Annotated in this window: 28 protein-coding genes and 1 tRNA gene; 19 read left to right on the top strand and 10 right to left on the bottom strand. The window is 72.9% G+C overall.

Translation table 11 applies throughout. The annotated features are described in order from the left end of the window. Window positions 1-19 precede the first annotated feature (19 nt). The 8 genes from ACGFZS_RS26455 to ACGFZS_RS26490 all read left to right on the top strand — a co-directional run bounded on the left by ACGFZS_RS26455 (window position 20) and on the right by ACGFZS_RS26490 (window position 8181). Entirely contained in the window at window positions 20-1237 is a 1218-nt protein-coding gene (locus ACGFZS_RS26455; RefSeq protein ID WP_393797231.1) for an MBL fold metallo-hydrolase, read from the top strand. An 87-nt stretch (window positions 1238-1324) separates the two neighbouring features. Beyond that, window positions 1325-2443, top strand: a complete 1119-nt coding sequence (locus tag ACGFZS_RS26460; RefSeq protein WP_393797232.1) for a DUF4037 domain-containing protein — start codon at window positions 1325-1327, stop codon at window positions 2441-2443. A gap of 416 nt (window positions 2444-2859) precedes the next feature. Beyond that, on the top strand, window positions 2860-5418 hold the full coding sequence (locus ACGFZS_RS26465; protein WP_393797233.1) for an ATP-binding protein: 2559 nt from the start codon (window positions 2860-2862) through the stop codon (window positions 5416-5418). 74 nt (window positions 5419-5492) lie between these two features. Then, window positions 5493-5927, top strand: a complete 435-nt coding sequence (locus ACGFZS_RS26470; protein ID WP_393659796.1) for a roadblock/LC7 domain-containing protein — start codon at window positions 5493-5495, stop codon at window positions 5925-5927. A 2-nt stretch (window positions 5928-5929) separates the two neighbouring features. Further along, on the top strand, window positions 5930-6301 hold the full coding sequence (locus tag ACGFZS_RS26475) for a DUF742 domain-containing protein (RefSeq protein WP_359221684.1): 372 nt from the start codon (window positions 5930-5932) through the stop codon (window positions 6299-6301). Further along, window positions 6279-6878, top strand: a complete 600-nt coding sequence (locus ACGFZS_RS26480) for an ATP/GTP-binding protein (RefSeq protein WP_393659798.1) — start codon at window positions 6279-6281, stop codon at window positions 6876-6878. The genes ACGFZS_RS26475 and ACGFZS_RS26480 overlap by 23 nt, the downstream gene beginning before the upstream one ends. A 61-nt stretch (window positions 6879-6939) precedes the next feature. After that, a complete protein-coding gene (locus tag ACGFZS_RS26485; RefSeq protein ID WP_365688164.1) occupies window positions 6940-7521 on the top strand; it encodes a GAF domain-containing protein in 582 nt (193 codons plus the stop codon). A gap of 57 nt (window positions 7522-7578) precedes the next feature. Then, window positions 7579-8181, top strand: a complete 603-nt coding sequence (locus ACGFZS_RS26490; protein ID WP_365688165.1) for a TetR/AcrR family transcriptional regulator — start codon at window positions 7579-7581, stop codon at window positions 8179-8181. A 21-nt stretch (window positions 8182-8202) separates the two neighbouring features. Here ACGFZS_RS26490 and ACGFZS_RS26495 read toward each other — a convergent pair whose 3' ends face one another. Continuing rightward, window positions 8203-9459 (bottom strand): YbfB/YjiJ family MFS transporter, encoded by a 1257-nt coding sequence (locus tag ACGFZS_RS26495; protein WP_393797234.1) that lies wholly within the window; start codon window positions 9457-9459, stop codon window positions 8203-8205. Continuing rightward, window positions 9456-9758, bottom strand: a complete 303-nt coding sequence (locus ACGFZS_RS26500) for a muconolactone Delta-isomerase family protein (RefSeq protein WP_393797235.1) — start codon at window positions 9756-9758, stop codon at window positions 9456-9458. Before ACGFZS_RS26500 ends, ACGFZS_RS26495 begins: the two co-directional genes overlap by 4 nt. A 108-nt stretch (window positions 9759-9866) precedes the next feature. On the opposite strand from ACGFZS_RS26500, the gene ACGFZS_RS26505 reads away from it, so the two are divergent. The 9 genes from ACGFZS_RS26505 to ACGFZS_RS26545 all read left to right on the top strand — a co-directional run bounded on the left by ACGFZS_RS26505 (window position 9867) and on the right by ACGFZS_RS26545 (window position 17355). After that, on the top strand, window positions 9867-10796 hold the full coding sequence (locus tag ACGFZS_RS26505) for a LysR family transcriptional regulator (protein WP_393797236.1): 930 nt from the start codon (window positions 9867-9869) through the stop codon (window positions 10794-10796). A gap of 136 nt (window positions 10797-10932) precedes the next feature. Further along, entirely contained in the window at window positions 10933-11646 is a 714-nt protein-coding gene (locus tag ACGFZS_RS26510; protein WP_393797237.1) for an SDR family NAD(P)-dependent oxidoreductase, read from the top strand. Between the two features lie 32 nt (window positions 11647-11678). Then, on the top strand, window positions 11679-12056 hold the full coding sequence (locus ACGFZS_RS26515) for a hypothetical protein (protein WP_393797238.1): 378 nt from the start codon (window positions 11679-11681) through the stop codon (window positions 12054-12056). 175 nt (window positions 12057-12231) lie between these two features. Next, the gene (gene tdh, locus ACGFZS_RS26520) at window positions 12232-13260 is read left to right on the top strand and encodes an L-threonine 3-dehydrogenase (RefSeq protein WP_355714792.1); all 1029 of its coding nucleotides are present in this window, start codon (window positions 12232-12234) and stop codon (window positions 13258-13260) included. A gap of 19 nt (window positions 13261-13279) precedes the next feature. Beyond that, window positions 13280-14473 (top strand): glycine C-acetyltransferase, encoded by a 1194-nt coding sequence (locus tag ACGFZS_RS26525; protein WP_393797239.1) that lies wholly within the window; start codon window positions 13280-13282, stop codon window positions 14471-14473. 413 nt (window positions 14474-14886) lie between these two features. Next, entirely contained in the window at window positions 14887-15789 is a 903-nt protein-coding gene (locus tag ACGFZS_RS26530; protein ID WP_393659814.1) for a LysR family transcriptional regulator, read from the top strand. A gap of 58 nt (window positions 15790-15847) precedes the next feature. Further along, entirely contained in the window at window positions 15848-16432 is a 585-nt protein-coding gene (locus ACGFZS_RS26535; protein WP_393797240.1) for a helix-turn-helix domain-containing protein, read from the top strand. Next, entirely contained in the window at window positions 16429-16965 is a 537-nt protein-coding gene (locus ACGFZS_RS26540) for a GNAT family N-acetyltransferase (RefSeq protein ID WP_393797241.1), read from the top strand. Before ACGFZS_RS26535 ends, ACGFZS_RS26540 begins: the two co-directional genes overlap by 4 nt. Before the next feature lie 30 nt (window positions 16966-16995). After that, window positions 16996-17355: an MmcQ/YjbR family DNA-binding protein gene (locus tag ACGFZS_RS26545; RefSeq protein ID WP_393659821.1), complete on the top strand. Its 360-nt coding sequence runs from the start codon at window positions 16996-16998 to the stop codon at window positions 17353-17355. On the opposite strand, the gene ACGFZS_RS26550 is transcribed toward ACGFZS_RS26545, so the two are convergent. Continuing rightward, window positions 17356-18267, bottom strand: a complete 912-nt coding sequence (locus ACGFZS_RS26550; protein WP_393797242.1) for a transketolase family protein — start codon at window positions 18265-18267, stop codon at window positions 17356-17358. 37 nt (window positions 18268-18304) lie between these two features. After that, complete coding sequence (locus ACGFZS_RS26555) at window positions 18305-19006, bottom strand: transketolase (protein ID WP_393797243.1); 702 nt, start codon at window positions 19004-19006, stop codon at window positions 18305-18307. A gap of 141 nt (window positions 19007-19147) precedes the next feature. Between ACGFZS_RS26555 and ACGFZS_RS26560 the strand changes: the two genes are divergently transcribed. Then, window positions 19148-19221: transfer RNA gene (locus tag ACGFZS_RS26560), tRNA-Pro, on the top strand. Window positions 19222-20132: 911 nt separating this feature from the next. Continuing rightward, entirely contained in the window at window positions 20133-20744 is a 612-nt protein-coding gene (locus ACGFZS_RS26565; RefSeq protein WP_393659827.1) for a helix-turn-helix domain-containing protein, read from the top strand. A gap of 8 nt (window positions 20745-20752) precedes the next feature. Here the strand turns inward: ACGFZS_RS26565 and ACGFZS_RS26570 are convergent, their stop codons facing one another. The 6 genes from ACGFZS_RS26570 to ACGFZS_RS26595 form a co-directional block, all read right to left on the bottom strand. Next, window positions 20753-21544, bottom strand: a complete 792-nt coding sequence (locus ACGFZS_RS26570; protein WP_393659830.1) for an IclR family transcriptional regulator — start codon at window positions 21542-21544, stop codon at window positions 20753-20755. Between the two features lie 167 nt (window positions 21545-21711). Next, complete coding sequence (dmpG, locus tag ACGFZS_RS26575) at window positions 21712-22719, bottom strand: 4-hydroxy-2-oxovalerate aldolase (RefSeq protein ID WP_393659832.1); 1008 nt, start codon at window positions 22717-22719, stop codon at window positions 21712-21714. Beyond that, window positions 22716-23669, bottom strand: coding sequence for an acetaldehyde dehydrogenase (acetylating) (locus ACGFZS_RS26580; RefSeq protein WP_393659834.1), 954 nt, complete (start codon window positions 23667-23669; stop codon window positions 22716-22718). Before ACGFZS_RS26580 ends, dmpG begins: the two co-directional genes overlap by 4 nt. Beyond that, window positions 23666-24469 (bottom strand): 2-keto-4-pentenoate hydratase, encoded by an 804-nt coding sequence (locus tag ACGFZS_RS26585; RefSeq protein WP_393659836.1) that lies wholly within the window; start codon window positions 24467-24469, stop codon window positions 23666-23668. The genes ACGFZS_RS26580 and ACGFZS_RS26585 overlap by 4 nt, the downstream gene beginning before the upstream one ends. Beyond that, window positions 24466-25413: a 3-carboxyethylcatechol 2,3-dioxygenase gene (locus tag ACGFZS_RS26590; protein ID WP_393797244.1), complete on the bottom strand. Its 948-nt coding sequence runs from the start codon at window positions 25411-25413 to the stop codon at window positions 24466-24468. Before ACGFZS_RS26590 ends, ACGFZS_RS26585 begins: the two co-directional genes overlap by 4 nt. Further along, window positions 25410-26393, bottom strand: coding sequence for a zinc-binding dehydrogenase (locus ACGFZS_RS26595; protein ID WP_393659840.1), 984 nt, complete (start codon window positions 26391-26393; stop codon window positions 25410-25412). Before ACGFZS_RS26595 ends, ACGFZS_RS26590 begins: the two co-directional genes overlap by 4 nt. Window positions 26394-26417: the final 24 nt, after the last annotated feature.

The raw sequence follows: 26417 nt of genomic DNA on the forward strand, positions 1-26417 counted from the left end.
CCTTACCACTGGAGGTACCGTGACCGGTTCGAGTTCCCTGAGCTCCGGGCTCCGTGCGCTGCGGCCCGCCGCCTTCGGCGCGGACCCCGGCGGCGAGCGCCTGGCCCGCATCCAGGGCTCACCGCACTTCAAGGACGGTGTCTTCCAGAACCCGGGCGGTACCGCCCGGACCCGGCCCTCCGGTTCGATGCTCCAGTTCGCGAAGACCTACTTCGAGAAGGAGCAGCGCGCCCGCCGTGCCCCCCGGGGCACCGTCCCGGTGCACGCCACCACGCTCGCCGACCTCGCCAGGCCCGCCGCCGGCGGCCTGCGGCTGACGTGGATGGGCCACTCCAGCGTGCTCGCCGAGATCGACGGGCACCGCGTCCTGTTCGACCCCGTCTGGGGCGAGCGCTGTTCGCCGTTCCCGTTCGCCGGGCCCAAGCGGCTGCACCCGGTGCCGCTGCCGATCGCCGCGCTCGGCAAGGTCGACGTCGTGGTCATCTCGCACGACCACTACGACCACCTCGACCTGCCCACCATCAAGGCGCTGGCCGGCACGGACACCCTGTTCGCCGTGCCGCTCGGCGTCGGTGCCCACCTCGAACAGTGGGGTGTCTCCGCCGACCGGCTGCGCGAGCTGGACTGGCACGAGGAGACCAGGATCGGCGGACTCACCCTGACGGCCACCCCCGCTCGGCACTTCTGCGGCCGCGGGCTGCGCAACACCCAGCACACCCTGTGGGCGTCCTGGGTCGTGGCCGGCGAGGAGCACAGGATCTACCACAGCGGTGACACCGGCTACTTCGACGGCTTCAAGGACATCGGCGCCGACCACGGCCCGTTCGACGCGACGATGATCCAGATCGGGGCGTACAGCGAGTACTGGCCCGACATACACATGACGCCCGAGGAAGGTGTGCGCGCCCACCTGGACCTCCAGGGCGGTGGCCCGCACGGCGTCCTGCTGCCGATCCACTGGGGCACCTTCAACCTCGCCCCGCACGCCTGGGCCGAACCGGGGGAGTGGACGAAGGACGCCGGGGACGCGGTGGGCCAGACGATCGCGCTGCCGCGCCCCGGGGAGCCCTTCGAGCCCGCCGGGAAACCGCCGGTCGACCCGTGGTGGCGCGAGGTGTCGGCGCCGATCGCCCGGCCCTGGCGCCGCGCCCTCCAGCCGCGCGGCGAGGCCGGGCCGGGCGACCTCGGCCTGGCCGGCGACGCGGTGGCACCGGACGCGGACGATCTTGTGAAGTAGTTGCGCCACCGTTGTGGCGGTGGCGTGAAAACGGCGCGCATGCCCCTGCACAACCTGGGCAGGGGCATGGGCATGAGCCATGCACATATGCCAACCCCCGCCTTCTTACCGGGACTTGAGCTGTCCCGACGCTTCTACACCGAGGCCGTGCGCTCGCTGCTGGAGGAGGCCGCCCCCGGAATACCCCATACGGCGGCCCGTATCGGCCCGGGCTCCGAAGTCCTCGGCTACGACACCGAACGCTCCGCCGACCACGAATGGGGCCCACGCCTCCAGCTCTTCCTCCACCCCCACGATGTGCCGCGCCATGCCGCTCGCATCAGACATGTACTCGCCCAACACCTCCCGAAGACCTTCCATGGCTGGCCCACCCACTTCGCCGCCACCAAGGACCGGGACATCCGGGTCATGCAGGTCACCGAAGGGCCCGTGCACCACCGTGTCGAGGTGACCGCCGTGTCCCCCTGGTTCCGGGCCGCCCTCGGCTTCGACCCCGCCTCCGGCGTCACCCCGGCGCACTGGCTCGCCACCCCCACCCAGCTGCTCGCCGAGGCCACGGCCGGCGCCGTGTTCCACGACGGCCTCCGCACGCTCACCCCGGCCCGGGCCGCGCTGCGCTGGTACCCCCACGACCTCTGGCTCCACCTCCTCGCCTGCCAGTGGCGGCGCATCGCCCAGGAGGAGGCCTTCGTCGGCCGCTGCGGCGAGGTCGGCGACGAACTGGGCTCCGCCGTCGAGGCCGCCCGCCTGGTCCGCGACCTCATGCGGCTCTGCCTGCTGATGGACCGGCGCTACCCGCCGTACGGCAAATGGCTCGGCAGCGCCTTCGCCGGCACCCCGGCGGCCCCTCGGCTCACCCCCGAGCTCACCGCCGTGCTCGCCGCCACGGACTGGCACACCCGTGAGCGGCACCTGGCCCATGCCTACGAGATCGTCGCCCATCTCCACAACGAACTGGAGCTCACCGACCGGGTCGACCCCGGCACCCGCCCCTACCACTCCAGGCCGTTCCGCGTCCTGCGCGCCGATCGCTTCACCCGGGCCCTCACCGCCCGCATCAAGGACCCGGACATACGGGAGCTGCGGACGGCGGGCGCGGTGGACCAGTTCATCGACAGCACCGAGGTCCTGAGCCACCCGGACCTGGCCGGGGCCGCGACCGACGCGGTGACGGGCATCGACCCCCAGCGCGGTCACCGTGAGTGATGTTCTGGGCGATGATGGCGGGGGTGCGTGGGTCGCGCGGGCGTGCTGCCGGGGCGGCCGGGGGCGTACGGACGGGCGCCCGGTGCATGGACGGGGAGCGTGGGGCGCCCCGGTTCTCATGTTCTGCGGGTGACCTTTTTTGAGCAGGTCGGATCGGTTGTCGGCTGTTCGGGGGCGAAGCGTCGAGGGGGTTATCGGTCTTTCGTACGACGGCTCATACCAGAGCGGGACCCTCCCCGGGGGACTTTGTCAACTGCCCACCGCACATGATGCGTCGGCGACTACTGTGAGTGTCCGTCGGACGACACGGGGCCGAATTCTTTTGCGGTCCCCTCGTCCAACATCGCGATGGCGCATGCCCACCTCGCGCGCCCCGCGCGAGGAATCAGGCCCGACGGACCAGTACGAGGACGCAGATGTCTCACCTCCGTGCACCGGCCGCCCGCGCCGACCGCCGTGAGGGCGGCCGGCACGGACGTCCGGTCGCCCGACCCGTTCCCGCGCTGCCCGAGACCCACATACGGCCTCAGCTGATGCGTCTCGCCGTGCTGCCGCCGGTCGCGGTGGCGCTCAGCGGCTGCGCGGCCGTCCTGTTCACCGTCCGCTCCGCCGGCGCGCGGCCCGGCCTCACCCTGCTGGCCGTGCTGGCCGGAGCGGTCTCGGTGACGGCCGCGGCCGTCGTGATCGCCGCCGTGGCCGCCGGCCGGGCCGCCCGCTCGGTCAGCGACCGGGTCGGCGCCCTGCGCCGCAACGCGGCCCGCGGCGAGGCCGACCTGCTGGCCCTCGTCGACGCGCTGCGCCGCGGCGAGACCCCGCCGCAGCGCACCCCGCGCGGCGGACCGCCCGCCGGTGCCGACGACTTCGAACTGCTCGCCGCCGACCTGTCCCGCGCGCACGACGGCGCCGTCACCGCCGTCGTGCAGGCGGCCCAGCTCTCCAGCCAGGCCGGCAGCGAACAGAAGCTGGAGGTCTTCGTCAACCTGGCGCGGCGGCTTCAGTCCCTCGTGCACCGGGAGATCTCGATTCTCGACGACCTGGAGAACGAGATCGAGGACCCGGACCTCCTCAAGGGCCTCTTCCACGTCGACCACCTGGCCACCCGCATCCGACGGCACGCCGAGAACCTCGCCGTGCTCGGCGGCGCGGTCTCCCGGCGGCAGTGGAGCAACCCGGTCTCCATGACCGAGGTGCTGCGCTCCGCCATCGCCGAGGTCGAGCAGTACTCCCGGGTGAAACTCGTCCCGCCGATCGACGGCGAACTGCGCGGCCACGCCGTCGCCGACGTGATCCACCTGCTCGCCGAACTCGTCGAGAACGCCACGGTGTTCTCCGCCCCGCACACCCAGGTGCTGCTCCGCGCCAACCTCGTCACCTCCGGCCTCGCGGTCGAGGTCGAGGACCGCGGACTCGGCATGCCCGTCGGCGAACAGTCCAAGATGAACGCCCTGCTCGCCGACCCCGACCAGGTCAACGTCGCCAGCCTGCTGGCCGACGGCCGCATCGGCCTGTTCGTCGTCTCCCAGCTCGCCCGCCGCCACGGCATCAACGTCCGCCTCCAGACCAACATCTACGGCGGTGTCCAGGCCGTCCTCGTCGTCCCGCAGGCCCTGCTCGGCACGGCACCGGGCTCACCCGGGGCCGTACCGCAGCCGCGTGACCCGGGGGCCGGAGGCGCCCTGCCGGGGGGACCGGGCGGTGCGCCGGAAGGCGGAGCCGCGCGGCCGTCCGACGGCACGGGTCCGCTGGAGGTCGTGCGCATCGCCGCCGGGCCGAACGCCGGGGCCGCCGGAGGCCGGACGACCGACATGCCCGGTGTGGGCGGCGCGGGCGGTGTGGGCGGCGCGGGCGGTGTGAGCGGTGCGTCGGTGGGGCAGCTGCCCGAGCCGGCCGAGGACCCGACCACGACGCCGGTCGGCGGGCGGCGCCGGCGCGCGCAGCAGGGGGGTGCGGGTGCTGCCGCACCGCTGCCGGTACGCGGCTCGCAGGAGGCCCGGCCCAACCCCGCCGACGCGCTGCCCGGCATCCGGCCCGAGGACCGGCCCGTGGTGGCCGAGCACGCGGGCACCGCGCCCGTCCCACGGGTCGGCGCCGTGCGCGGCACCATGGGCAAACCCCAACTGCCGCGCCGCCGCGCCCAGGAACACATCGTCCCCCAGCTCCGCGGCGGCCCCGCGCCCCGCCCGGACAACGAGAACCCGGCCGGACACGACCCCGGCCTCATGGCCGCCTTCCAGCGAGGCATCGGCCTCGCCGAAGCCCAGCAGCACCTGGAGGCCACCCAGGGGGAGCCCACAGCCGCCGACGGGACGACGGGCGGCGGGGCACAGGGAGACTTCCTCCACACCGGTCTCACCGGCATGGGCTTCGCCGACATGGGCGCGGACCACATGAACGCGGCGAACGGCCTGGGCGGCGAGGCGGCGACCAGCACGTCCCACGCCACACATGCCGACGCCACACATATGGAGACCGCGCATATGGGGGCGGCCCCCGGAGATCCCGCCCATAGGGACGCCGGGCACATGGCTCCGGACCACACCACCCCGCACCACACCACCGCGCACCACACCACCCCGGACCACAGCACCTTGGGCCAGAGCGTGCTGGACCAGTCGGCCGGGGACCCCATGGGGCCGGAACACCTGGGGCCAGAACACATGGGTCCTGACCACACCGGCTCGGACTACACAGGCCGGGCGTACACGGGCCCGGAGTACGTGGGCGCGGGATACATGGGTTCGGCACACAGCGTCCCGGACCACTCGATCCCGAACCACCTCGCCGGGGACCACGCCGCCCCGGAGTACCTCGCCTCGGACCACATGGCCCCGGCACCCCAGAGCCGAAGCCACCGCGACCCGGCCGACCCCCGGTCCGCGCCCCGACCTCAGCCCCAGCCCCACTCCCCGACCCTGCGCCCGGTGCACACCTCCGACCTCACCACCCGGCCCGACGGGAGCGCACCGGCCGGATGACCAGCACCGCGTTCACCCCCACCCCCACCCCCAGCGCTCCCGCAGACCTTCGTACCCCAAGGAGTCGATCCACCATGGCGAGCGATGCGCCGACCGCCCAGGTATCCGACCTCGACTGGCTGATGAGCGGGCTAGTGCAGCGCGTACCGCACACCACCAGCGCGGTGCTCCTGTCCTGCGACGGACTGGTGAAGTCCGTCCACGGCCTCGACCCGGACAGCGCCGACCACATGGCGGCGCTCGCCTCCGGCCTCTACTCGCTCGGCCGCAGCGCGGGCGTCCGGTTCGGTGACGGCGGGGACGTCCGCCAGGTCGTCGTCGAACTCGACTCGACGCTGCTGTTCGTCACCACCGCCGGCTCCGGGACCTGCCTCGCCGTCATGGCCGGCCGCGAGGCCGACGCCGCCGTCCTCGGCTACGAGATGGCGATGCTGGTCAAGAGCGTCCGCCCGTACCTCGTCACCGCGCCCCGGCAGCACGCCGTCGAATCCACGGCGATGAGGCCTTGAGGGTGGCGGCAGCCGGCGACGGGCCGTGGCTCGACGACGCGGCCGGACGCCTGGTGCGCCCGTTCACGGTCAGCAACGGCCGCACCGAGCCCAGCATCGCCCTCGACCTGATGTCGCAGGTGATGGCCACCGGGGCCACCCCGCTCGGCTACCTCGGCCCCGAGCACGCGCAGGCGCTCGACCTGTGCCGCGCGCCCGTCCCGGTCGCCGAGGTCGCCGCGCACCTCAAACTGCCCGCCGTGGTCACCAAGGTGCTGCTCTCCGACCTCGTCGACTGCGGGGCGCTGACCGCCAAGCCCCCCGTCTTCCACCACAACCCCACGGACCGGTCCCTACTGGAGGCAGTGCTCGATGGACTACGACGACAGCTCTGACCCCTTCCCCACCGCGCTGAAAATCCTGGTGGCCGGTGGGTTCGGGGCCGGCAAGACCACCTTCGTGGGCGCGGTCAGCGAGATCGCGCCGCTGTCCACGGAGGAACTCCTCACCACGGTCAGCGCCGCGACCGACAGTCTCGACGGCGTCGAGAACAAGGTCGAGACGACCGTGGCGATGGACTTCGGCCGCATCACCCTGGACGCGGAACACGTGCTCTACCTGTTCGGCACGCCCGGGCAGGAGCGGTTCTGGTTCATGTGGGACGAGCTGTCCGAAGGCGCGCTCGGCGCGGTCATCCTCGCCGACACCCGCCGCCTGGAGGACTGCTTCGCGGCCGTCGACTTCTTCGAGGAGCGCGGCCTCGGCTTCATCGTCGCCATCAACGAGTTCGACGGCTCCTACCGCTACGACCCCGAGGAGGTGCGCGCCGCCATCGATCTCGACCCGGAGGTCCCGGTCGTCCGCTGCGACGCCCGGATCTCCAGCTCCGGCGTCCAGACCCTGCTCACGCTTGTCCGCCATCTCATCGCCCATGCTCCGGTCTCCGCGCCGAGCCACGGCGCCCACATGTGATCCCCACACACCCCTCACGGAGCACGTATATGACCCACGTCCACAACGACGGAGCCGGCGCATGAGGTACGACCCGTCGCGCCCGGTCGGTCGTCTGCTGCTCACGCCGGAGGACAAGGAGGCACCCGAGCGCACCCGCCGCCTCGGCCAACTGCGCCTGGGCGAACGCCCGGAGCCCGAGCTCGACGTCTTCGCGGACCGGCTCGCCGAGGTCACCGGGGCCCCGTACGCCATGGTCAACTTCATCGACCGGGACCGCCAGTTCTTCGCGGGCCTGCACCTGCCGGCCGTGGCACCGCCCGTGGTGAAGCCCGACGGCACCATCCCCGTGCTCGGCCGTGAACTGCCCCGCGACCACGGTTTCTGCCCCCATGTGGTGGTCCGGCGCAAGGCGCTCGTCCTGGAGGACGTCTGCGACTACCCGCGGTTCGCGGGCAACCCGGTCGTCGACGAGTTCGGCATCCGCTCCTACCTCGGCGCCCCGCTCATCGACAGCACCGGGACGGTGCTCGGCACGGTGTGCGTGATCGACGTGGAGCCCCGGCCCTGGGGCCGGCCCGGTCTGGAGACCATCAAGGCGTCGGCGGCGGAGCTGGTGGCCCGCATCGAGCGCCGCGAGGCCGACGGCCTCCCGCTGCTGTGACGACGGGAACAGCCCCGTCACTAGCCGACCGGTCTAGTACTTCCGTACCCTTGCGGTATGGGACGGACCAGTGACGCCAAGCGGAAGATCCTCGACGCCGCCCGGTCGCTGATCGAGGGGCGCGGCTACTCGGCGCTCGGCGTGGCCGAGATCTGCAAGGCGGCCGGGGTGCCGAAGGGGAGTTTCTACTACTTCTTCGACTCCAAGGAGTCCCTCGCGCTGGCCGTCGTCGACGAGCACTGGGCGGCCCAGAAACGCGACTGGACCCGGGCCCTCGGAAGCGACGCGGAGCCGCTGGAGCGGCTGCGGCGGCTGTTCGAGGAGACGGAGGCCGGTCAACTCGCCGTCCAGCAGGGCTGCGGCACGGTGGCGGGCTGTCTGTTCGGGAACCTCACCCTGGAACTGAGCAACCAGACCGAAGCGGTCCGTGGCCGGCTGCAGGAGATCTTCGACGCGCAGGTCGACATGGTGGAGTCCGTCGTCGCCGAGGCCCGCGAGCGCGGCGAGGTGGGCGTGACCGACACCCGGGAGGCGGCGCGGGCGGTGGTGGCCCAGCTGGAGGGCCAGGTGATGTTCGCCAAGCTGTACAACAGCACCGGGCGGCTGAGCCCCCTGTGGCAGAACTGCCGGGCGCTGCTCGGCGTGACAGAGCCCCGGTGACGGTGTCTCAGTGGCGGTGTCTCAGTGGCGGTGTCCGGGTGACGGTGCCTGAGGACGCGTGACGTCGGACGCCTGCCGCCGTCGTACCGGCAGGGTGTGGTCCGCGCCCATGTGGTCGGAAACGGCGTACGGGAAGCCGGCCCGCAGGACGGCGGCGGCCGCGGCCGCGGCGAGGACCGCCAGGGCGGCCAGGAGCAGGGCCTGGTGGTAGCCGTGGCGCAGGAACGGGGCGACGACCAGGGGGCCGAGGATCTGGCCGACGGAGTATCCGGCGGTCAGCAGGGCGACGGAGCGCGGGAAGCGCAGCTGCGCCCCCGTGGCCAGGGCGAGGGTGCTGACGCCCAGGAACGTGGCGCCGAACAGCACGGCCGAGCCCAGGGCGGCGGCGGTGCTCCCGGTCAGCGCGGGCAGGGCGATGCCGGCCGCCTGGACCGTGAGCGCGGTGAGCAGCAGGCCCGGTCGGGACCACCGGCGCCCGAGCCGGGCCCACAGTGCCGAGGACGGTACGGCGGCCAGTCCCACCAGCACCCAGGCGCCGCTGCCGAGCCAGCCGGGGGAGCCCTGGCCGATCGCCGCGACCAGGAAGGTACCGGCGACGATGTAGCCGACGCCCTCCAGGAAGTAGCTCACGAACAGGGCGCCGAACCAGCGGTGGCCGCGCCCCCGCGCCCGCGCCCGGCCTCCGGCCACCGGGCCGGCGGAGGGCGCCTCCTCGGGTCGTAGCCGCCAGGCAGCCGCGGCCAGGAGCGCGGTGAGCGCGGCGGCGGACCACCAGGCGGCCCGCCAGTCGGCGACCGGCCGCAGGGCCAGGACCAGCAGACCGGACAGCGCGATGCCCGCGCCGACCCCGCCGAAGGCCCAGCCGGGCAGGTGCGCCGGGTGGTCCCGCAGGTGGTCCAGGAGGGAGGCGACGGCGACGACGAAGACCAGGGCGCTCGCCGCCCCGGCCAGCAGCCGCAGCGCGCCCCACACGAGCACGCCGTGGGTGAGGGGCATCGCGGCCAGCGTGGCGGTCAGCAGGAGCAGGGAGCCGCGCAGCACGGCACGCGAGCGGACCAGCCCGGGGGCCAGGGTGCCCGCGAGCGCGCCGAGAAGATAGCCGACGTAGTTGGCGGTGGCCAGGTTCGCCCCGGCACCCGCGGACAGCCCCGCCCGGGCGTGCATCAGGGGCAGGATCGGGGTGTAGACGAAGCGGCCCACCCCCATGCCCGCGGCCAGCGCGGCGGCGGCCCGGGCGACATGGGCCCAGGGGGACGGGGCGGGAGCGGGAGCGGTCATCGGGAGCCGTCGACCCGGCCCGGGTCGTTGGGGTGGGACTCCAGCGGGGTGACCGTCAGCGTCATCCAGGGGCGCAGCGGCAGGGTGCCGAGCACCCTCTCGTGGAGTTCCTCCTCGTCGGCGGCGCGCCAGACGCCGATGCTGCGCAACTCGCCCACGGGGCGCCACAGTCGGGCCAGCCTGCCCTCCGCGGCCAGTTCCCGCGCGCGGACGGCCTCCGCGGCCCGCCGCCGGTCGACCTCGTCCTGGTCCGTGCCCTCGGGGACGGTGGTGGTGATCTCCACCAGGAACTCCCGCACGATGTGCTCCCTCCGTCGTCGCTCACCTCATCGTGCGTCCGGCACCGGCGGTGGTGCCACGACCGGCTGCCTCGCTGCTGGGAGGCGCGGCCTCGCACCGCGCGTAGCATGGCGCGCGTGGAACTGCGCCAGCTGCGGTACTTCGTCGCGGTCGCCGAGGAACTGAACTTCGGCCGGGCCGCCGAGCGGCTGCTGATCGCCGGCCCCTCCCTCTCCCAGCAGATCAAGGCCCTCGAACGGGACCTGGGTGTCCGGCTGTTCGACCGGGACCGCCGCTCGGTCTCGCTCACCCCGGCCGGTGCCGCCCTGCTCCCGGACACCCGCGCCCTGCTGGAGCGGGCCGCCGACCTGGAACGCCGTGCCGGGCGCCTGTCGGGTTCGCAGCCGGTACGGCTCGGCTACGTCAACTGGCTTCCGCCGGACCTGGCTTCGCGGACGGCGGCGGTGGCCCGGGTGCACCTCGACGCCTGGGTCGCCCCGTCCCACACCCAGGCCGCCCGGGTCGCCGACGGCAGCCTGGACCTGGCCGTCTGCTGGGTGCGTACCGAGGACCTCGAACGGCTCGGGCTGCGGGCCCGGCTGATCGGCGCCGACCGGCTGTACGCCGTCGCGAAGGGCACCGACACCGCCGACCTGGCGGCCCGGGACGTGGACGTCCTCATCGACGACGACCTCACCTCCTGGGCCTCCTGGAACGAGTACGGCGCGGAACTGGCGCAGGCCGTCGGGGCCCGCGAGGTCCGCATCTCCGACGGCGCCGTCACCGGCCCCGCCTTCTTCGACCACGTCCGCCGCTGCACCCGCCCCGTCCTCAACTCGCCCAAGGGGCAGACCGCTCCGCTCCCGTCCGACCTGGTCCGCCGTGAGGTCGTCGCGCCGAAGGCGTACTGGACCTGGTCCCTGGTCCGGCGCGCGAGCGAGGACCGGGCCGGCGTCCTGGCCACCGTCGACGCCCTGTGCGACGGCGTCGGAGACCTCGGGATCCACGCCCCGGACGCCTGGCTGCCGGCCGGCGACCCGTACGCGCTCCCACGCTGAGCCGAGCCGCGCACTGGGAGGCCGCGGCTCCCAGCAGTGAGGAAACCGATCGTGGCGCCCCGGCTCGGCTCGGCCTACCTTCCCAATAGTCGACCGGTCGGCTAGTAACCGGTCACCCACCAGGAAGCAGGTCACCATGAGCACGCAGCAGCAGAAGGTCGCGATCGTCACCGGCGCCTCGCAGGGCATCGGCGCCGCCCTCGTCGAGGGCTACCGCAAGCTCGGCCACGCCGTCGTCGCCACCTCGCGCACCATCGCCCCCCTCGACGACGACGGCGTCCTCACCGTGCAGGGCGACATCGCCGACCCGGCGACCGCCGAGCGGGTCGTGGCGGCGGCACTCGACCGGTTCGGCCGGATCGACACCGTCGTCAACAACGCCGGTGTCTTCGTCGCCAAGCCGTTCACCGACTACACGGCCGAGGACTACGCCACCGTGACCGGCATCAACGTCGCCGGCTTCTTCCACCTCACCCAGCGGACCCTGCCGCACCTGCTCGCCCAGGGCGGCGGGCACATCGTCAGCGTCACCACCAGCCTGGTCGACAGCGCGGACGCCCGCGTCCCCTCCGTCCTGGCCTCGCTGACCAAGGGCGGTCTGCAGTCCGCGACCAAGTCCCTGGCGATCGAGTACGCCACCCGCGGCGTCCGCGTCAACGCGGTGTCGCCCGGCACCATCAAGACCCCCATGCACCCGGCGGAGACCCACGAGTTCCTCGCCGCCCTGCACCCGGTCGGCCGGATGGGTGAAGCGAGCGACATCGTCGACGCGGTGCTCTTCCTGGAGACGGCCCCGTTCGTCACCGGCGAGATTCTGCACGTCGACGGCGGTATGAGCGCCGGTCACTGACCGTACGCCACGTCTTGGACCAAGGAGCGGACATGACCACGACGACGGACGGCACGGCGATCCTGAGCGGAGTGCTCGACCGGTGGAAGGCGGACGTCGACACGCACCGGCCCGACCGCGTCGCCGCCCTCTTCACCGAGGACGCCGTCTTCCAGGGGCTGCACCCCTACAGCGTCGGACGGCAGGGCGTCGCCGACTACTACGCCTCCCAGCCCCTCGGCATGAAGGCGGAATACCGCGTCCTGGAGACCCGGCGGCTCGCGGACGGCGTCGTCCTCGGCTATCTGGCCGTCGAGTTCTCGTTCACGGACCGGCCCCCGCTGGACGTGAAACTCTCGGTGCTCGTCACCCGGGTGGCCCAGGAGTGGTTCATCGGTCACTACCAGGTCTCCCGCCTCGAACAGGCGTGACCCACAAGGCCGTCCGGGCGGCGTGAAGCGCAGCTGTGGCGGCGCTTAAGAAATCCTCGATGGACCCGGTGCGCCCGGTGCGGCAGATTGCTGTCCGATATACCACCCCCCATGCCCGGCCGCGGGCCGCTCCGGCGTGCCCGCGGCCGGGACCTCACGCACAGGAGCCGTAGCGTTGAAGGCGCTGGTCAAGGAGAAGGCGGAGCCCGGGCTGTGGCTCGCGGACGTGCCGGAGCCCACGGTCGGACCGGGTGACGTACTGATCAAGGTGGAGCGGACCGGTATCTGCGGTACCGATCTGCACATCCGGGCCTGGGACGGCTGGGCCCAGCAGGCCATCACCACCCCGCTGGTGCTCGGGCACGAGTTCGTCGGCGAGGTCGTCGGGACCGGCCGGGACGTCACCGACGTCAAGGTCGGCGACCGGGTCAGCGGCGAGGGCCACCTCGTCTGCGGAAAGTGCCGCAACTGCCAGGCCGGGCGGCGCCATCTGTGCCGGGCCACGGTCGGCCTCGGCGTGGGCCGCGACGGCGCCTTCGCCGAGTACGTCGTCCTGCCCGCCGGCAACGTCTGGGTGCACCGCGTCCCCGTCGACCTCGACGTGGCCGCGATCTTCGACCCGTTCGGCAACGCCGTGCACACCGCGCTCTCCTTCCCGCTGGTCGGCGAGGACGTCCTGATCACCGGCGCCGGGCCGATCGGTCTCATGGCCGCCGCCGTGGCCCGGCACGCGGGCGCCCGGCACGTCATGATCACCGACGTCAGCGAGGAGCGCCTGGACCTCGCCCGCAAGATCGGCGTGAGCCTCGCGCTGAACGTGGCGCGGGCCGAGATCGCCGACGGGCAGCGGGAGCTGGGCCTGCGCGAGGGCTTCGACATCGGCCTGGAGATGTCCGGCCGACCCGAGGCCATGCGGGACATGATCGCCAACATGACGCACGGCGGCCGGATCGCCATGCTCGGCCTGCCCGCCCAGGAGTTCCCCGTCGACTGGGCGCGCGTCGTCACCTCGATGATCACCATCAAGGGCATCTACGGCCGTGAGATGTTCGAGACCTGGTACGCGATGTCGGTCCTCCTGGAGGGCGGACTCGACCTCACCCCCGTGATCACCGGCCGCTACGGCTACCGCGACTTCGAGGCCGCGTTCGCCGACGCGGCAAGCGGCCGCGGCGGCAAGGTCATCCTCGACTGGACCGCGTAACCCCCTAGGAGCTTCTGCGATGTTCGACTCCGTGCGCGACGACCTGCGCACCACCCTCGACGAGATCCGCGCCGCCGGCCTGCACAAGCCCGAGCGGGTGATCGGCACCCCCCAGTCCGCGACCGTCGGGGTCACCGCGGGCGGCCGCCCCGGCGAGGTCCTCAACTTCTGCGCCAACAACTACCTGGGCCTCGCCGACCACCCCGAGGTGATCGCCGCCGCCCACGAGGCCCTGGACCGCTGGGGCTACGGCATGGCCTCCGTGCGCTTCATCTGCGGCACCCAGGAGGTCCACAAGGAGCTGGAGGAACGCCTCGCCGCGTTCCTCGGCCAGGAGGACACGATCCTCTACTCCTCCTGCTTCGACGCCAACGGCGGTGTCTTCGAGACCCTCCTCGGCCCCGAGGACGCGGTGATCTCCGACGCCCTCAACCACGCCTCGATCATCGACGGCATCCGCCTCTCCAAGGCCCGCCGCTTCCGCTACGCCAACCGCGACCTGGCCGACCTGGAGCAGCAGTTGAAGGAGGCGCAGTCCGCCCGGCGCCGCCTGGTCGTCACCGACGGCGTCTTCTCCATGGACGGCTATGTGGCCCCGCTCCGCGAGATCTGCGACCTCGCCGACCGCTACGACGCGATGGTCATGGTCGACGACTCGCACGCCGTCGGCTTCGTCGGCCCCTCGGGGCGCGGCACCCCCGAGTTGCACGGCGTGATGGACCGCGTCGACATCATCACCGGCACCCTCGGCAAGGCCCTCGGCGGCGCCTCCGGCGGCTATGTCGCCGCCCGCGCGGAGATCGTCGCCCTGCTCCGCCAGCGCTCCCGCCCCTACCTCTTCTCCAACTCCCTCGCCCCGGTGATCGCGGCGGCCTCCCTCAAGGTCCTCGACCTGCTGGAGTCGGCCGACGACCTGCGCGTCCGGCTCACCGAGAACACCGCCCTGTTCCGCCGCCGGATGACCGCCGAGGGCTTCGACGTCCTCCCCGGCGACCACGCCATCGCCCCCGTGATGATCGGCGACGCGGCCCAGGCCGCCCGGATGGCCGAGCTGCTGCTGGAGCGCGGGGTGTACGTGATCGGCTTCTCCTACCCGGTGGTCCCGCAGGGCCAGGCCCGGATCCGCGTCCAGCTCTCCGCGGCGCACTCCACGGAGGACGTCGACCGCGCGGTGGACGCCTTCGTCGCGGCCCGGGCGGAACTGGCGGGCTGAGCGAGGGCGGCGGCCGGCGCGGCGACGGCCTGGGCGAGGGCGACGGCCCGCGCGGCAGCGGCCCGCGCGGCGGCGGCCTGGGAGGCGGCTTCCTGGGCGGTAGCGGCCTGGGCGGGGGCGGACCGGCGGTGGCTTGGGCGGGAGCCCGGGCGTCGGTGACCCGGTCGGCGCCCGGCGTTCGCGGGGCGACCGGCTGCGGAGGCGTCGGTGGGTCGGCCAGCTGTCGACCGGCTGCGGAGGCGTCCGCGGGTCGGCCGGCTCTCGACCGGCTGCTGCTGCGGTCCGGTCGTCGCCGGAATCGCCGGTCCGGTCGACGTCGGAACCGGCGGTCCCGTCGACGTAGGAACCGCCGGTCCGGTCGACGTACGAACCGCCGGTCGGAGCGGCGCCGACACATTGCGATAATCAATCCCATGATCGAGGCGCGGCGGCTCCACATCCTCCGTGCGGTGGCGGACCACCGCACGGTGACCGCGGCTGCCGCCGCGCTCTTCCTGACCCCCTCGGCGGTCTCCCAGCAGCTGGCGGCCCTGGAGCAGGAGACCGGCCACCGCCTGGTCGAGCGCAGTGCCAAGGGCGTACGGCTGACCGCGGCCGGCGAGATCCTGCTCGCGCACACCAACGCGGTCCTCGCCCAGCTGGAGCGGGCCGAGGCCGAACTGGCCGCCTACAGCTCCGGCGAGGCCGGCACGGTCACCGTCGCCGCCTTCGCCACCGGCATCGCGCAGGTCGTCGCCCCGGCCGTGGCCGACCTCGCCCGCACCGCCCCGGGCATCCGCATCCGCGTCCAGGACGCCGAGGGCGACGCCAGCCTCCCGATGGTGCTGGACCGGCAGGTCGACGTGGCGGTGGCCGTCGAGTACCGGGGCGCCCCGCCCGCCGACGACCCCCGCCTGACCCACGTGCCCCTGTACGCCGAGCCCTTCGACGCGGTCGTCCCGCTCCACCACCGCCTGGCCGAGGCCCCCGAGGTCCCGCTCGCCGAGCTGGCCAAGGACCCCTGGATCGGCCCCTACCCCGGCAACCCCTGCCATGACGTGGTCGTCCTGGCCTGCGAGAACGCCGGCTTCCAGCCCCGCCTCGAACACTCCTCCGACGACTTCCGCGCCGTGGTGGCGCTGGCCTCGGCCGACGCGGGGGTCGCCCTCGTCCCCCGCTCGGCCCTGCGCGGCACGGACCTGACCGGAGTGGTCGTACGCCCCGTCGACGGCGTCGCCCCGACCCGCCGCGTGTTCGCGGCCGTACGACGCGGAGCCGAGGGCCATCCGCTGATCCGCCCGGTGCTCGAGGCGCTGGGCGAGGCCGCCCGCCTGTGAGCCTTCCGTAACGCGGCTCTTAACACGGATGTTTCATATCAGGGATAGCGTCCCGGATATGAAACGAGACGAGACGGCGGCGGCCCCCGACCCCGTCGACGCCCGGCTCGGCGGCCGCCTCGCCGAACTGCGGGCCGAACACGGCTGGTCCCTGGGCGAGCTGGCGGAGCGCAGCGGCATCAGCAAGTCGACCCTGTCCCGGGCCGAGCGCGCCGAGATCAGCCCCACCGCCGCCCTCCTCAACCGGCTCTGCAACGTCTACGGCCGGACCATGTCCCAGCTGCTCAGCGAGGTCGAGGCGGAGCCCGCGCCGGTGCTGCGCGCCGCCGAACAGCAGGTGTGGGAGGACCGCGCCGCCGGTTTCGTACGACGGTCCGTGTCGCCGCCGCACGGCGGACTGCGCGGCGAACTCGTCGAGGGCCGGCTCGCGGCGGGCGCGGACCTCGCCTACGACCGCCCGCCCGTGCCCGGTCTGGAGCAGCACATCTGGGTGCTCGACGGGACGCTCGCCGTCACCGCCCACGGGAGCGAGCACCGGCTGGACACGGGCGACTGCCTGCGGCTGCGGGTGTGGGGGCCGACGCGCTTCCGCTGCGCGGGGCCGGAGGCGACGCGGTACGTCCTGGCGGTGGTGCGGCCGTGACGGCGCTGCGGCTCGGGGCGGACCGACTGCCGGAGCGGGTGGGGGAGTTGGCCGACCTGCTCGCCGACACCGTGAACGCCGGGGCGTCCGTCGGCTTCCTGGCGCCCTTCGAGCGGGAGCGGGCCGCCGCCTGGTGGCAGGGGCGGGTGGACGCCGTGGCGACGGGACGGCTCGCGGTGTGGGTGGCCCTGGACGGCGGGGACCGGGTGGTGGGGACCGTCAGCCTGTCCTTCCCCTTCCCCGACAAGCCCAACAGCCCACACCGCGCCGAACTGGTCAAGCTGATGGTCCACCGCGACGCCCGGGGCCGCGGCCTCGGACGCCGGCTGCTGGCCGTCGCCGAGGAGGCCGCGGCCACCGCCGGGATCACCCTGCTGCATCTGGACACCGAGACCGGCAGCCCCGCCGAACACCTCTACCGCACGGCCGGCTGGACCCGGGCCGGGGTCATCCCCGACTACGCGGCAGACCCCGCCGGGGTGCGGCGGCCGACGACCCTCTACTACAAGCAGCTGGACGTTCCGGCCGGGTGACTGTCAGTGCCAGGGGCTACCGTTCGTGGCATGCCGGAAGCCGAAGACGTACGCCGTGTCGCCCTGTCCCTGCCGGACACCAGCGAGAAGGTCGCCTGGAGCATGCCCACCTTCCGGGTCGCCGGGAAGATGTTCGCCACCCTCCCCGAGGACGAGACCTCCATCGCCGTGCGCTGCCCGAAGGAGGAGCGCGACGAACTGGTGCTCGCCGAGCCGGGCAAGTTCTGGATCGCCGATCACGAGGCCCAGTTCGCCTGGGTCCGGGTGCGCCTCGCCGCGCTGGAGGACGAGGCCGAACTGCGCGACATCCTCGCCGACTCCTGGAGACAGGCGGCTTCGCCCCGACTCCTGGACTCCCACCCGGAGTTGGGACTGCCCGGCGAGAACTGATCACCCCGGCACCGGCGCCGCGACGAACCGTCCGATCCGCTCCCGCAGACTCCGCGCGTCCAGCCCGTGCGCGGCCACATGCTCCGCCACCGTCCCGTACCGCCGCAGCTCGCGCCGCCCCACGCCCAGCCCGAGCGTCCGGTGCGGCACGTCGGCGAGCGCCTCGGTCACGGCCGTCGTGGACGTCCCCGCCAGGTACGGCTCGACCAGCACGACATCGGTGCCCGCGGACTCCGTGGCCCGGCGCAGCGCGGCCCCGTCGAAGGGCCGTACGGTCGCCGCGTACAGCACCGTGACGTCCAGGCCCTCCGTCGCGTCCAGAACGGCGTCCAGCATCGGCCCGACGGCGACGACCACGCCGGAGCGGCCCTCGCGGACCGTGTGCGAGCGCCGGCCGTCGACCGGGAGCGCCGACCGGTTCGACTGCGCGGACAGGCGGACGTACACCTTGTCGTCGGCCGCGGCGACCGCGTGCCGCAGCAGGGTCTCCGCCTCGTCGGGATGCCCGGGCACGCGCACGGTCCAGCCGTCCAGGGTGTCGAGCAGGGCGATGTCACCGGGCGCCATGTGGGTGTAGCCACCGGCCGGCCAGTCGAACGAGGCGGCCGCGCTGACCAGCACCGCGCCGGCGTCCTGGTGGCCGAGATCCAGCTTGAGCTGCTCGAAGGGCCGCTCGACGAGGAAGGAGGCGAAGGTGTGCACGACCGGCCGCAGCCCGGTCAGCGCCAGCCCGGCCGCCGCCCCGACCAGGAGCTGTTCGCGGATGCCCACGTTGATCACCCGGTCCGGGTGCCGACGGAGAGCCTCCTCGAAGTCGGCCGCGCCGATCTCGGCGAGGACCACCGCGACCCGGGGGTTCTCGTCGAGGAGCCGGGCGGCGACGGGGGTGAAGCGGTCACGCATGGTGTCCATGGACGGGGGTTCCCTTCTCGGTGAACCGCCTGACGACTCAGGCGGACTTGGGCTCGACCCGGGCGACCACCACATGGGGGCGGCCCGGATGCGGGGTGGTGAACGCGGCGTACAGCGCCTCGTGGTCACGTCCGTCGACGGTCACCGACGACCAGCCGGCCGCCTCGAAGCGGGCGGCGATCCCGCCCGGCCGGGCATGACGGGCGGAGGAGTTGTCGACGACGACGGTGTCCAGCCGCTCCAGCCCGGCCGGCCCGGCGAAGGCGATCGCCTCGTGGTTGCTGCCCTCGTCCAGCTCCGCGTCCCCGACCAGCACCCACACCCGCGGCTCGGCCAGCCCCTGGGCGCGCAGCCCGAGGGCGGTCCCGACGGCGATCGGCAGCCCGTGCCCCAGCGAACCGCTGCCGATCTCGACGCCCGGCACCAGCGTCCGGTCGGGATGGTGGCCGAGCGGGGAGTCGTACGAGCCGAAGCCCGCCAGCCACTCCCGCGGCACGAACCCCTTCGCGGCCAGCACCGCGTAGTACGCCATCGGCCCGTGCCCCTTGCTGAGCAGGAACCGGTCCCGGGCCGGGTCGCCGACGCGCTCCGGCGTGATCCGCAGCACCCGGTCGTAGAGCACCCACAGCACGTCGAGCGTGGAGGTCGCGGCCGGGCCGTGCTTCTCGTCGCCGGTCATCAGGCTCATCAGGGCGGGCAGGTCCGCGTGGCCGAGCGGTTGTTCCTCGGTGATCGTCATGACGACGATCGTCCAACCTCAACCAAACTTCAGGTCAAGACGTCTTTCCGATCCGGACGAAACGCGTGCGCGACCACCGAGCCCGGTGCGGTATTGTTTCCTTGCGCGTTTCGACCGGGGAAACCCCAGGTCAAACGGCACCGGGACGTGGCGCAGCTTGGTAGCGCACTTGACTGGGGGTCAAGGGGTCGCAGGTTCAAATCCTGTCGTCCCGACGGTGCGAAGGGTCTTCGCAGGCGAGAGCCTGTGCGGGCCCTTTTCGCGTGGGTCGTTTCCGGTCTGCCGGCGGCCGCGCAGCTGGCACGGTTCCTGGGGGAGTACTCGCCTGATCCGGACGCGGACGCGGCGGCTGGGGATCCGGTGGAGGTCCGGGGCCCCTCCGGCGGCGCTCCGTCCGGCTCGCCGACTGCTGCTCCTGACCAGTCTGCTCACGCTCGCTCTCAACGTCACCGAACCCCTGCTCGCAGGTACGTGGGGGCGGGCGGCCTTCGACGCGGTCGGCCCCCTGCTCCTGATCGGCTGGGCCGAGGTCGGTCCCGGATCGCTGCAGGCCATCAGCGGGGAACCACCACCCAGTGTGCAGCCGGAGGAGATCGCAACTCTGCCTGACGGTGACGACGCACTCTTGGCACGGGCGCGAGCGGAGGATGCCCTGCACCGGCAGATTCACCGGCGGCCGATCTCGGCGGAGACCCTGCGTAGGCGGCTCCATGTCGGGGCCGCGCGATCCCGCGGGACAGGGCGACGCTGCCGAGGCGGAATCCGCCGCCGTGGAGGTAGACCAGCGCGCCGCGGGGTTCCGCGCCGCCCTGGGGTGTGCAGATCCGCACCGGTACGTCGGGCGCTCCTTCCCGCCCGGGAACGCTCAGTTCCCGTACGGCGACGGAGGTGGACGGGTCACGCGGCGGCATGGCGGCGAGCAACTCGCCCTGACGTTGCACCAGTTGCGGGCAACGGCCGAGTGGACGCGAGGATGTGCGGGGCGCAGGGGCACGCCCGCGACCGGGCCACCGTGGGACACCGACGTGGTCGTCGTACGGGACGGTCCCGGACGACCTGGTCCTTGCGGGGCGTGGAGTCCATGGGCGGTGGCTTCGCGTACGTGACCTGGGCCTAGAGTGTGTGCGTGTCCTCAGGAAACGCCGTGGTGGCGCGCAATGTGCGCCTTCTCAGAGAGCAGCGGGGTCTGTCCTTGGCCGAACTGGCCCGGCAGGCCGGGCTGGCGAAGCAGACCCTGTCCAATCTGGAGCAGGGAGCGGGCAACCCCACGGTGGACACCCTGTTCTCCGTCGCCGCCGCGCTCGGGGTGCCGGTCACCCGGCTGGTGGCCGAGCGGGAACAGGTGATGACCGTGCAGCGGGGCGACGAGGTCACCTGGCAGGAGCATGCGGGATACGCCTCCCGCGCACTGGACCACATCTACGGTTCCGGCGTCATCGAGAACTATCTGTTGCGTGTCGGCCACGACACGGAGGGTGTGGTGAAGCCGTCCGAGCCGCATCCCGTGGGCACGCTGGAGCATCTGTACGTGATCAGCGGACGGGTGCGGGTGGGGCCGGTCGACTCGCCGGTGGAGCTGTCGGCCGGGGACTTCGCGCGGTACCCGGGGGACCGTCCGCACATGTACGCATCGCTGGAGGGCGAGAGCCTCGTCCACGTGGTGGTGAGTGTTCCACGCGTGCAGCCGGGCACGGGTGGCACCAGCATCGGGCGCACGCACGGCAACAGCCGCCGCTGAACCGGGTCTCAGGCCGTGGCGTACGCGGTCTGCCGGGCCCGCGCCGCGCTGACCGCCCGGGAAGCCTCGTGGGCCACCCGGCGCAGGGCCGGGGCGAACCGGGCGCCGTCGAAGCGGGCTTCGGCGCCCGCGATGGAGAACGCGGCCACCGGCCGCCCGGCGGGCCCCATGATGGGCACGGCCACACAGCTGAGTCCCGGGGCGGCCTCCTGGCGGTCGTAGGCGATGCCGTCCTGGCGGATGCGCCGCAGCGTCGCGCGGAAGAGGGCGGGGTCCGAGAGCGTGTGTTCGGTGCGGGACGGGAGACCTTCCGCCACGGCGGCTTCCGCCGCGTCGTGGTCGAAGGCGAGCAGTGCCTTGCCGACGCCCGTGCAGTACGCGGGCAGCCGTGCGCCGACCTGGGAGGGGGAGCGGGCGGCGCGGTGGCCGTGCAGCTTGTTGACGTACACGATGTCGGTGCCGTGGAGGACGGCGAGGTGGACGGTCTCGTGCGTCAGCTCGTACAGGTCCGCGAGGTGCGGCATGAGGACATCCCGCAGCAACAGGGGGGTCGGACCGTAGGCGCGCGTGCCGATGTCCAGCATCTGGGCGCCCAGCCGGTAGTTGCTCCCGACGCGCTCGACCAGGTCGTTGCGCTGGAGGATGCCGAGCAGCCGGAAGGCGGTGGACTTGGTCAGCTGGGTACGCCGCGCCAGCTCGCTGACACCGATCTCGCCGTCCAGTTCCGCGAGCGACTTGAGCAGGACGAGGGCCTTGTCGACGGCGGTCTGCTGTTCGGGGAGGTCTGAGGTCACTGACATGGCAAGCTCCGCTGACGTTTCCGGGCGGCCATTTTGGTGGACGCGTGTCCAATGTAAATGACCGCTACGGCGATGTAAACGGAAACGAAGCCTGTGCGATGTGTTGCATGAAGCACGTTGCACAGACCTCGTCTCCCCGCCCTGCTGTCGGGCCCCGGACCCCGCGCCTACGGCTGGAGCAGATCCAGCGTGATGTCCACGATCATGTCCTCCTGGCCGCCGACCAGCCTGCGCTTCCCGACCTCCATGAGGATGCTGCGCACGTCGACCCCGTACTGCTGCGACGCCGCTTCGGCATGCCGCAGGAAGCTGGAGTAGACCCCGGCGTACCCGAGCGTGAGGGTCTCGCGGTCGACCTGGACCGGCCGGTCCTGCAGTGGTCGCACGAGATCGTCGGCGGCGTCCTGGAGGGCGAACAGGTCGCAGCCGTGCTTCCAGCCCTGGAGGTCGGCCACCGCGACGAACGGTTCGATCGGGCAGTTGCCCGCGCCCGCCCCATGGCCGGCGAGGGACGCGTCGACCCGGGTCACGCCCTCCTCGACCGCGACGACCGAGTTCGCCACGGCCAGGGAGAGGTTCTGGTGGGCGTGGATGCCGATCTGGGTGTCCGCGTCGAGGATGTCCCGGTAGGCGCGGACGCGTTCGCGTACCCCGTCCATGGTGAGCCGGCCGCCGGAGTCGGTGACGTACACGCAGTGGGCACCGTACGACTCCATCAACTTGGCCTGTTCGGCGAGCTTCTCGGCCGGGGCCATGTGGCTGAGCATCAGGAAGCCGGAGACGTCCATGCCCAACTCCCGCGCCGTGCTGATGTGCTGGGCGGCGACATCGGCTTCCGTGCAGTGCGTGGCGATGCGGATGGACCGTACGCCGAGCCTGTAGGCGTGCTTCAACTCCGCGATGGTGCCGATGCCGGGCAGCAGCAGCGTGGTGAGCGTGGCCCGTTCGAGGACGGACGCGGCGGCCTCGATCCACTCCCAGTCGGTGTGACTGCCGGGGCCGTAGTTCAGCGAGCCGCCCGCGAGCCCGTCGCCGTGCGCCACCTCGATGGCATCCACGCCGGCCGCGTCCAGCGCGGCGACGATCCGGGACACGTCCGCCGGCTCGATGCGGTGCCGCACGGCGTGCATGCCGTCCCGCAGGGTGACGTCCTGGATGTACAGGTCCGTGGTCATGCCGAGGCCCCCTGTCGTGCGTGCTGGGCGATGCGCTCGGCGGTGCGCAGGGCGGCCGAGGTCATGATGTCGAGGTTGCCGGCGTAGGCGGGCAGGTAGTGGGCGGCGCCCTCCACCTCAAGGAACACCGAGACCCTGGTGGTCACCTCCGGTGTGTCGGCGGGCAGCAGGGTGCGCACCGGCTCGTCCGGCTGTACGGCGGTGAACTGGACGTCCTGCTTGAGCCGGTAGCCGGGCACGTACTTGGCGACCTCCGCCACCATGTCGGTGATCGACGCACGGATCGCGTCGTGGTCGGCGTCGCCGATCAGGCAGAACACGGTGTCCCGCATGATGAGCGGGGGCTCGGCCGGATTGAGGACGATGATCGCCTTGCCGCGCGCCGCGCCGCCCACCTTCTCGATGGCCGACGAGGTGGTCTCCGTGAACTCGTCGATGTTCGCCCGGGTGCCCGGACCCGCCGACTTGGAGGCGATCGAGGCGACGATCTCCGCGTACGGCACGGGAGTCACCCGCGACACGGCGTGCACGATCGGGATCGTCGCCTGGCCCCCGCAGGTCACCATGTTGACGTTCGCGGCGCCGAGGTTGTCGTCCAGGTTGACCGGCGGCACGACGAACGGGCCGACCGCGGCCGGGGTCAGGTCGATGAGCGTCTTGCCGAAGGGCCCCAGCCGCTCGGCGTTGGCGAGGTGCGCCTTGGCCGAGGTGGCGTCGAAGACGATGTCGATGTCCTCGAAGCCCTCCAGGGCGATCAGGCCCTCCACGCCCTCGGGTGTCGCCGGGACGCCCATGCGGCGGGCGCGGGCCAGGCCGTCGGAGTCCGGGTCGATGCCGGCCATCGCCGCCATCTCAAGTGTCTCCGAGAGCCGGATGACCTTGATCATCAGGTCGGAGCCGATGTTGCCGGAGCCGATCACGGCCACCTTGGTCTTCTTCACCGCAGTCATGACGGGTCCTTCTCGCTGAACGTGGCGGAGACCGTGCCGAGGCCGGAGATCTCCGCGAGGACGGTGACGCCGGGAGTGACGCCGGCCATCGGGCCCAGCGCCCCGGAGAGGACGACCTGCCCGGCCCGCAGGGGCTCGCCGTACGCGCGGGCGGTACGGGCCAGCCACAGCAGGGCGTCGAGCGGATCGCCGAGGCAGGCGGCGCCGTCGCCCTCGGAGACCAGTACGTCGTCGACGTACATCCGCATGGTCGCCTCGCGCGGCTCGAACGCCTTGAGCGGCAGACGCGCCTCGCCGAGGACGTACAGCCCGCTGGAGGCGTTGTCGGCGACCGTGTCGGTGATGCTGATGTCCCAGTCGGCGACGCGGCTGTCCACTATCTCCAGCGCGGGGGTCGCGTAGGCGACCGCGGCCCGTACGTCGTCCTGTGTGATGTCGTCGCCGTCGAGATCGGCCGCGAGCACGAAGGCGATCTCCGCCTCGGCCTTGGGCTGGAGCAGCCGTGACATGGGCACCGCGGCCGCGGCGGACACGTCCATGTCGGCGAACAGCACGCCGAAGTCCGGCCGGTCCACGCCGAGTTGCCGCTGCACGGCGGGGGAGGTGAGGCCGATCTTGCGGCCCCTGACGACGGCGCCCTCGGCCAGCCGGAGCTCGGTCAGGCGGCGCTGGACCTGGTAGGCGCCGTCGACATCTGTCGTACCCAGCAGGTCCCGTACCGGGGCGCAGGGCTCCTGCTTGGCGGTGGCCACGAGCAGCCGCTCGGTGGCCGCCCGGATCGCTTCGTCGCGTTCGGTCATCGGTTCTGCTCCTGTTCGGCCGTGGCCACCGCGAACCCGGCGATCCACTCGGGGATCGGCGCGTAGAAGCGGGACGTCATCCGGTAGCCGCCGCTCGCCGCGAGCGACGCGAACGCCGCGATCCACGTACGCACCTCGTGGGCCGAGCCACCGCCCTCGGCGCCCATCCACTCCACGGTCCAGGAGTCCACGTCCGCCAGCCGGCCGCTCTCCAGGGTGTCCAGCACGTGGGTGTCCCAGGCCGGGTTGATCGGGATCATCCGCGTCGAGCCGGCCGCGTAGTCCCGCCCCGCCCGCACGACTCGCTCCTCGCCCCTGGCCCGCTGCTCGGGCGTCGGCGGACGCCCCTCGATCAGCGCGTCGGCGACCCGGGGCGGAGCGCCGTCCAGGACCGGCACCGGCGGGTCGTGGGAGAGCCCGCCGGAGCCCAGGAACAGCACCCGGCGGTCCAGGTCGGCGGCGGCCTCGCCGAGCGCGGTGCCGAGCGCGCGGATCCGGCCGACCGGGCCCAGGGGGGTCGCCACGCCGTTGACGAAGACCGGTACGACCGGGACCTTGTCGATGCCGCCGAAGAGGACTTCCAGGGGCTGGACGAAGCCGTGGTCCACGGTCATGCGCGCCGACACGGTCAGGTCGATCCCGCGGTCCAGCACGCCTCGGGCGAGGGCACCGGCCGCCTCCGTGTCGACGGACAGCGGACCCGCCGTCGACCCGAAGTCGCCCACCGCGTTGGCGCCGGTCGCCAGGCAGAACGGCGGCATCTCCTTGTAGAAGAAGCCGTTGTAATGGTCGGGCGCGTACAGGACGACCAGTTCGGGGTCGAAGGCGCGGACGAAGGAGCGGGCCCGCTCGACCGCCTCCTCGACCGCGAGCAGGACGTCCGGGGCCGGGTCGTTCTTCCCGATCAGGGGGGAGTGGGACAGTCCCACGGCGGCGGCGTTCACGATGTCTCTCCCTGGGGGCGGATGACGAGCTTCCCGGTGAGCCGCCCGTCGATCATGAGCTGGAAGCCCTTGTGGATCTCGTCCAGCGGCAGGACGCGGTCGATGACCGGGCGCAGGCCGGTGGCGTCCATGAGCTTGAGCAGGCCGACCAGTTCGCTGCGGGTGCAGCCGGTCGAGCCGAGGATGCGCTGCTGGAGGTAGAAGACCCGGCCGAGGTCCGCGGGCGGGTTGGTGCCGCTGGTGGCTCCGGCGATGACGATCGTGCCGCCGGGCCGCAGCGCCTTCAGCGAGTGCGACCAGGTCGCCTCACCGACGGTCTCGATCACCACGTCCACCCGCTCGGGCAGCCGTTCCCCGGTCGCCACGGCCTTGCGGGCCCCCCACGACTCGGCCTGTGCCCGCTTGTCCGCGCTGCGGCTGGTGGCGTAGACGACGGCCCCGGCGGCGACCGCGAGCTTGATCGCGGCGGAGGCGACCCCGCCGCCCGCGCCCTGCACCAGCACCCGGTCGCCCGCCCGGAGCTGCGCCTGGGTGAAGAGCATCCGGTAGGCGGTGCCCCAGGCGACGGGCAGGCAGGCCGCTTCGTCGAAGGTCAGCCAGGACGGCTTGGGGATCAGGTTCCGGGTGGGCACGGACAGGTACTCGGCGAAGGCGCCGTTGTGCTGCTCCGAGAGCAGGGCCCGGCCCGGGTCCAGGGTCTCGTCGCCGAGACCCCCGTCCGGATCGGCGATGACCGGGTGGACCAGCACCTCGTTGCCGTCCTCGTCGTACCCGGCCGCGTCGCAGCCGAGGACGATGGGCAGCCGCTCGGGCGGATGTCCCACCCCACGCAGGGTCCACAGGTCGTGCATGTTGAGCGAGGACGCGACGACACGGACCGTGGACCATCCGGGGCGCGGCTCGGGCTGGGGAACGTCTCCGAGGACGAGCCCGGACAGCGGGTCCGTCGCGCTCTGGGAGATCGCGGTTGCGGCAAGCATGCGGACACGTTCCCCCGGGTGCGG

Source organism: Streptomyces sp. NPDC048288 (assembly GCF_043201555.1).
Classification (GTDB): Bacteria; Actinomycetota; Actinomycetes; order Streptomycetales; family Streptomycetaceae; genus Streptomyces.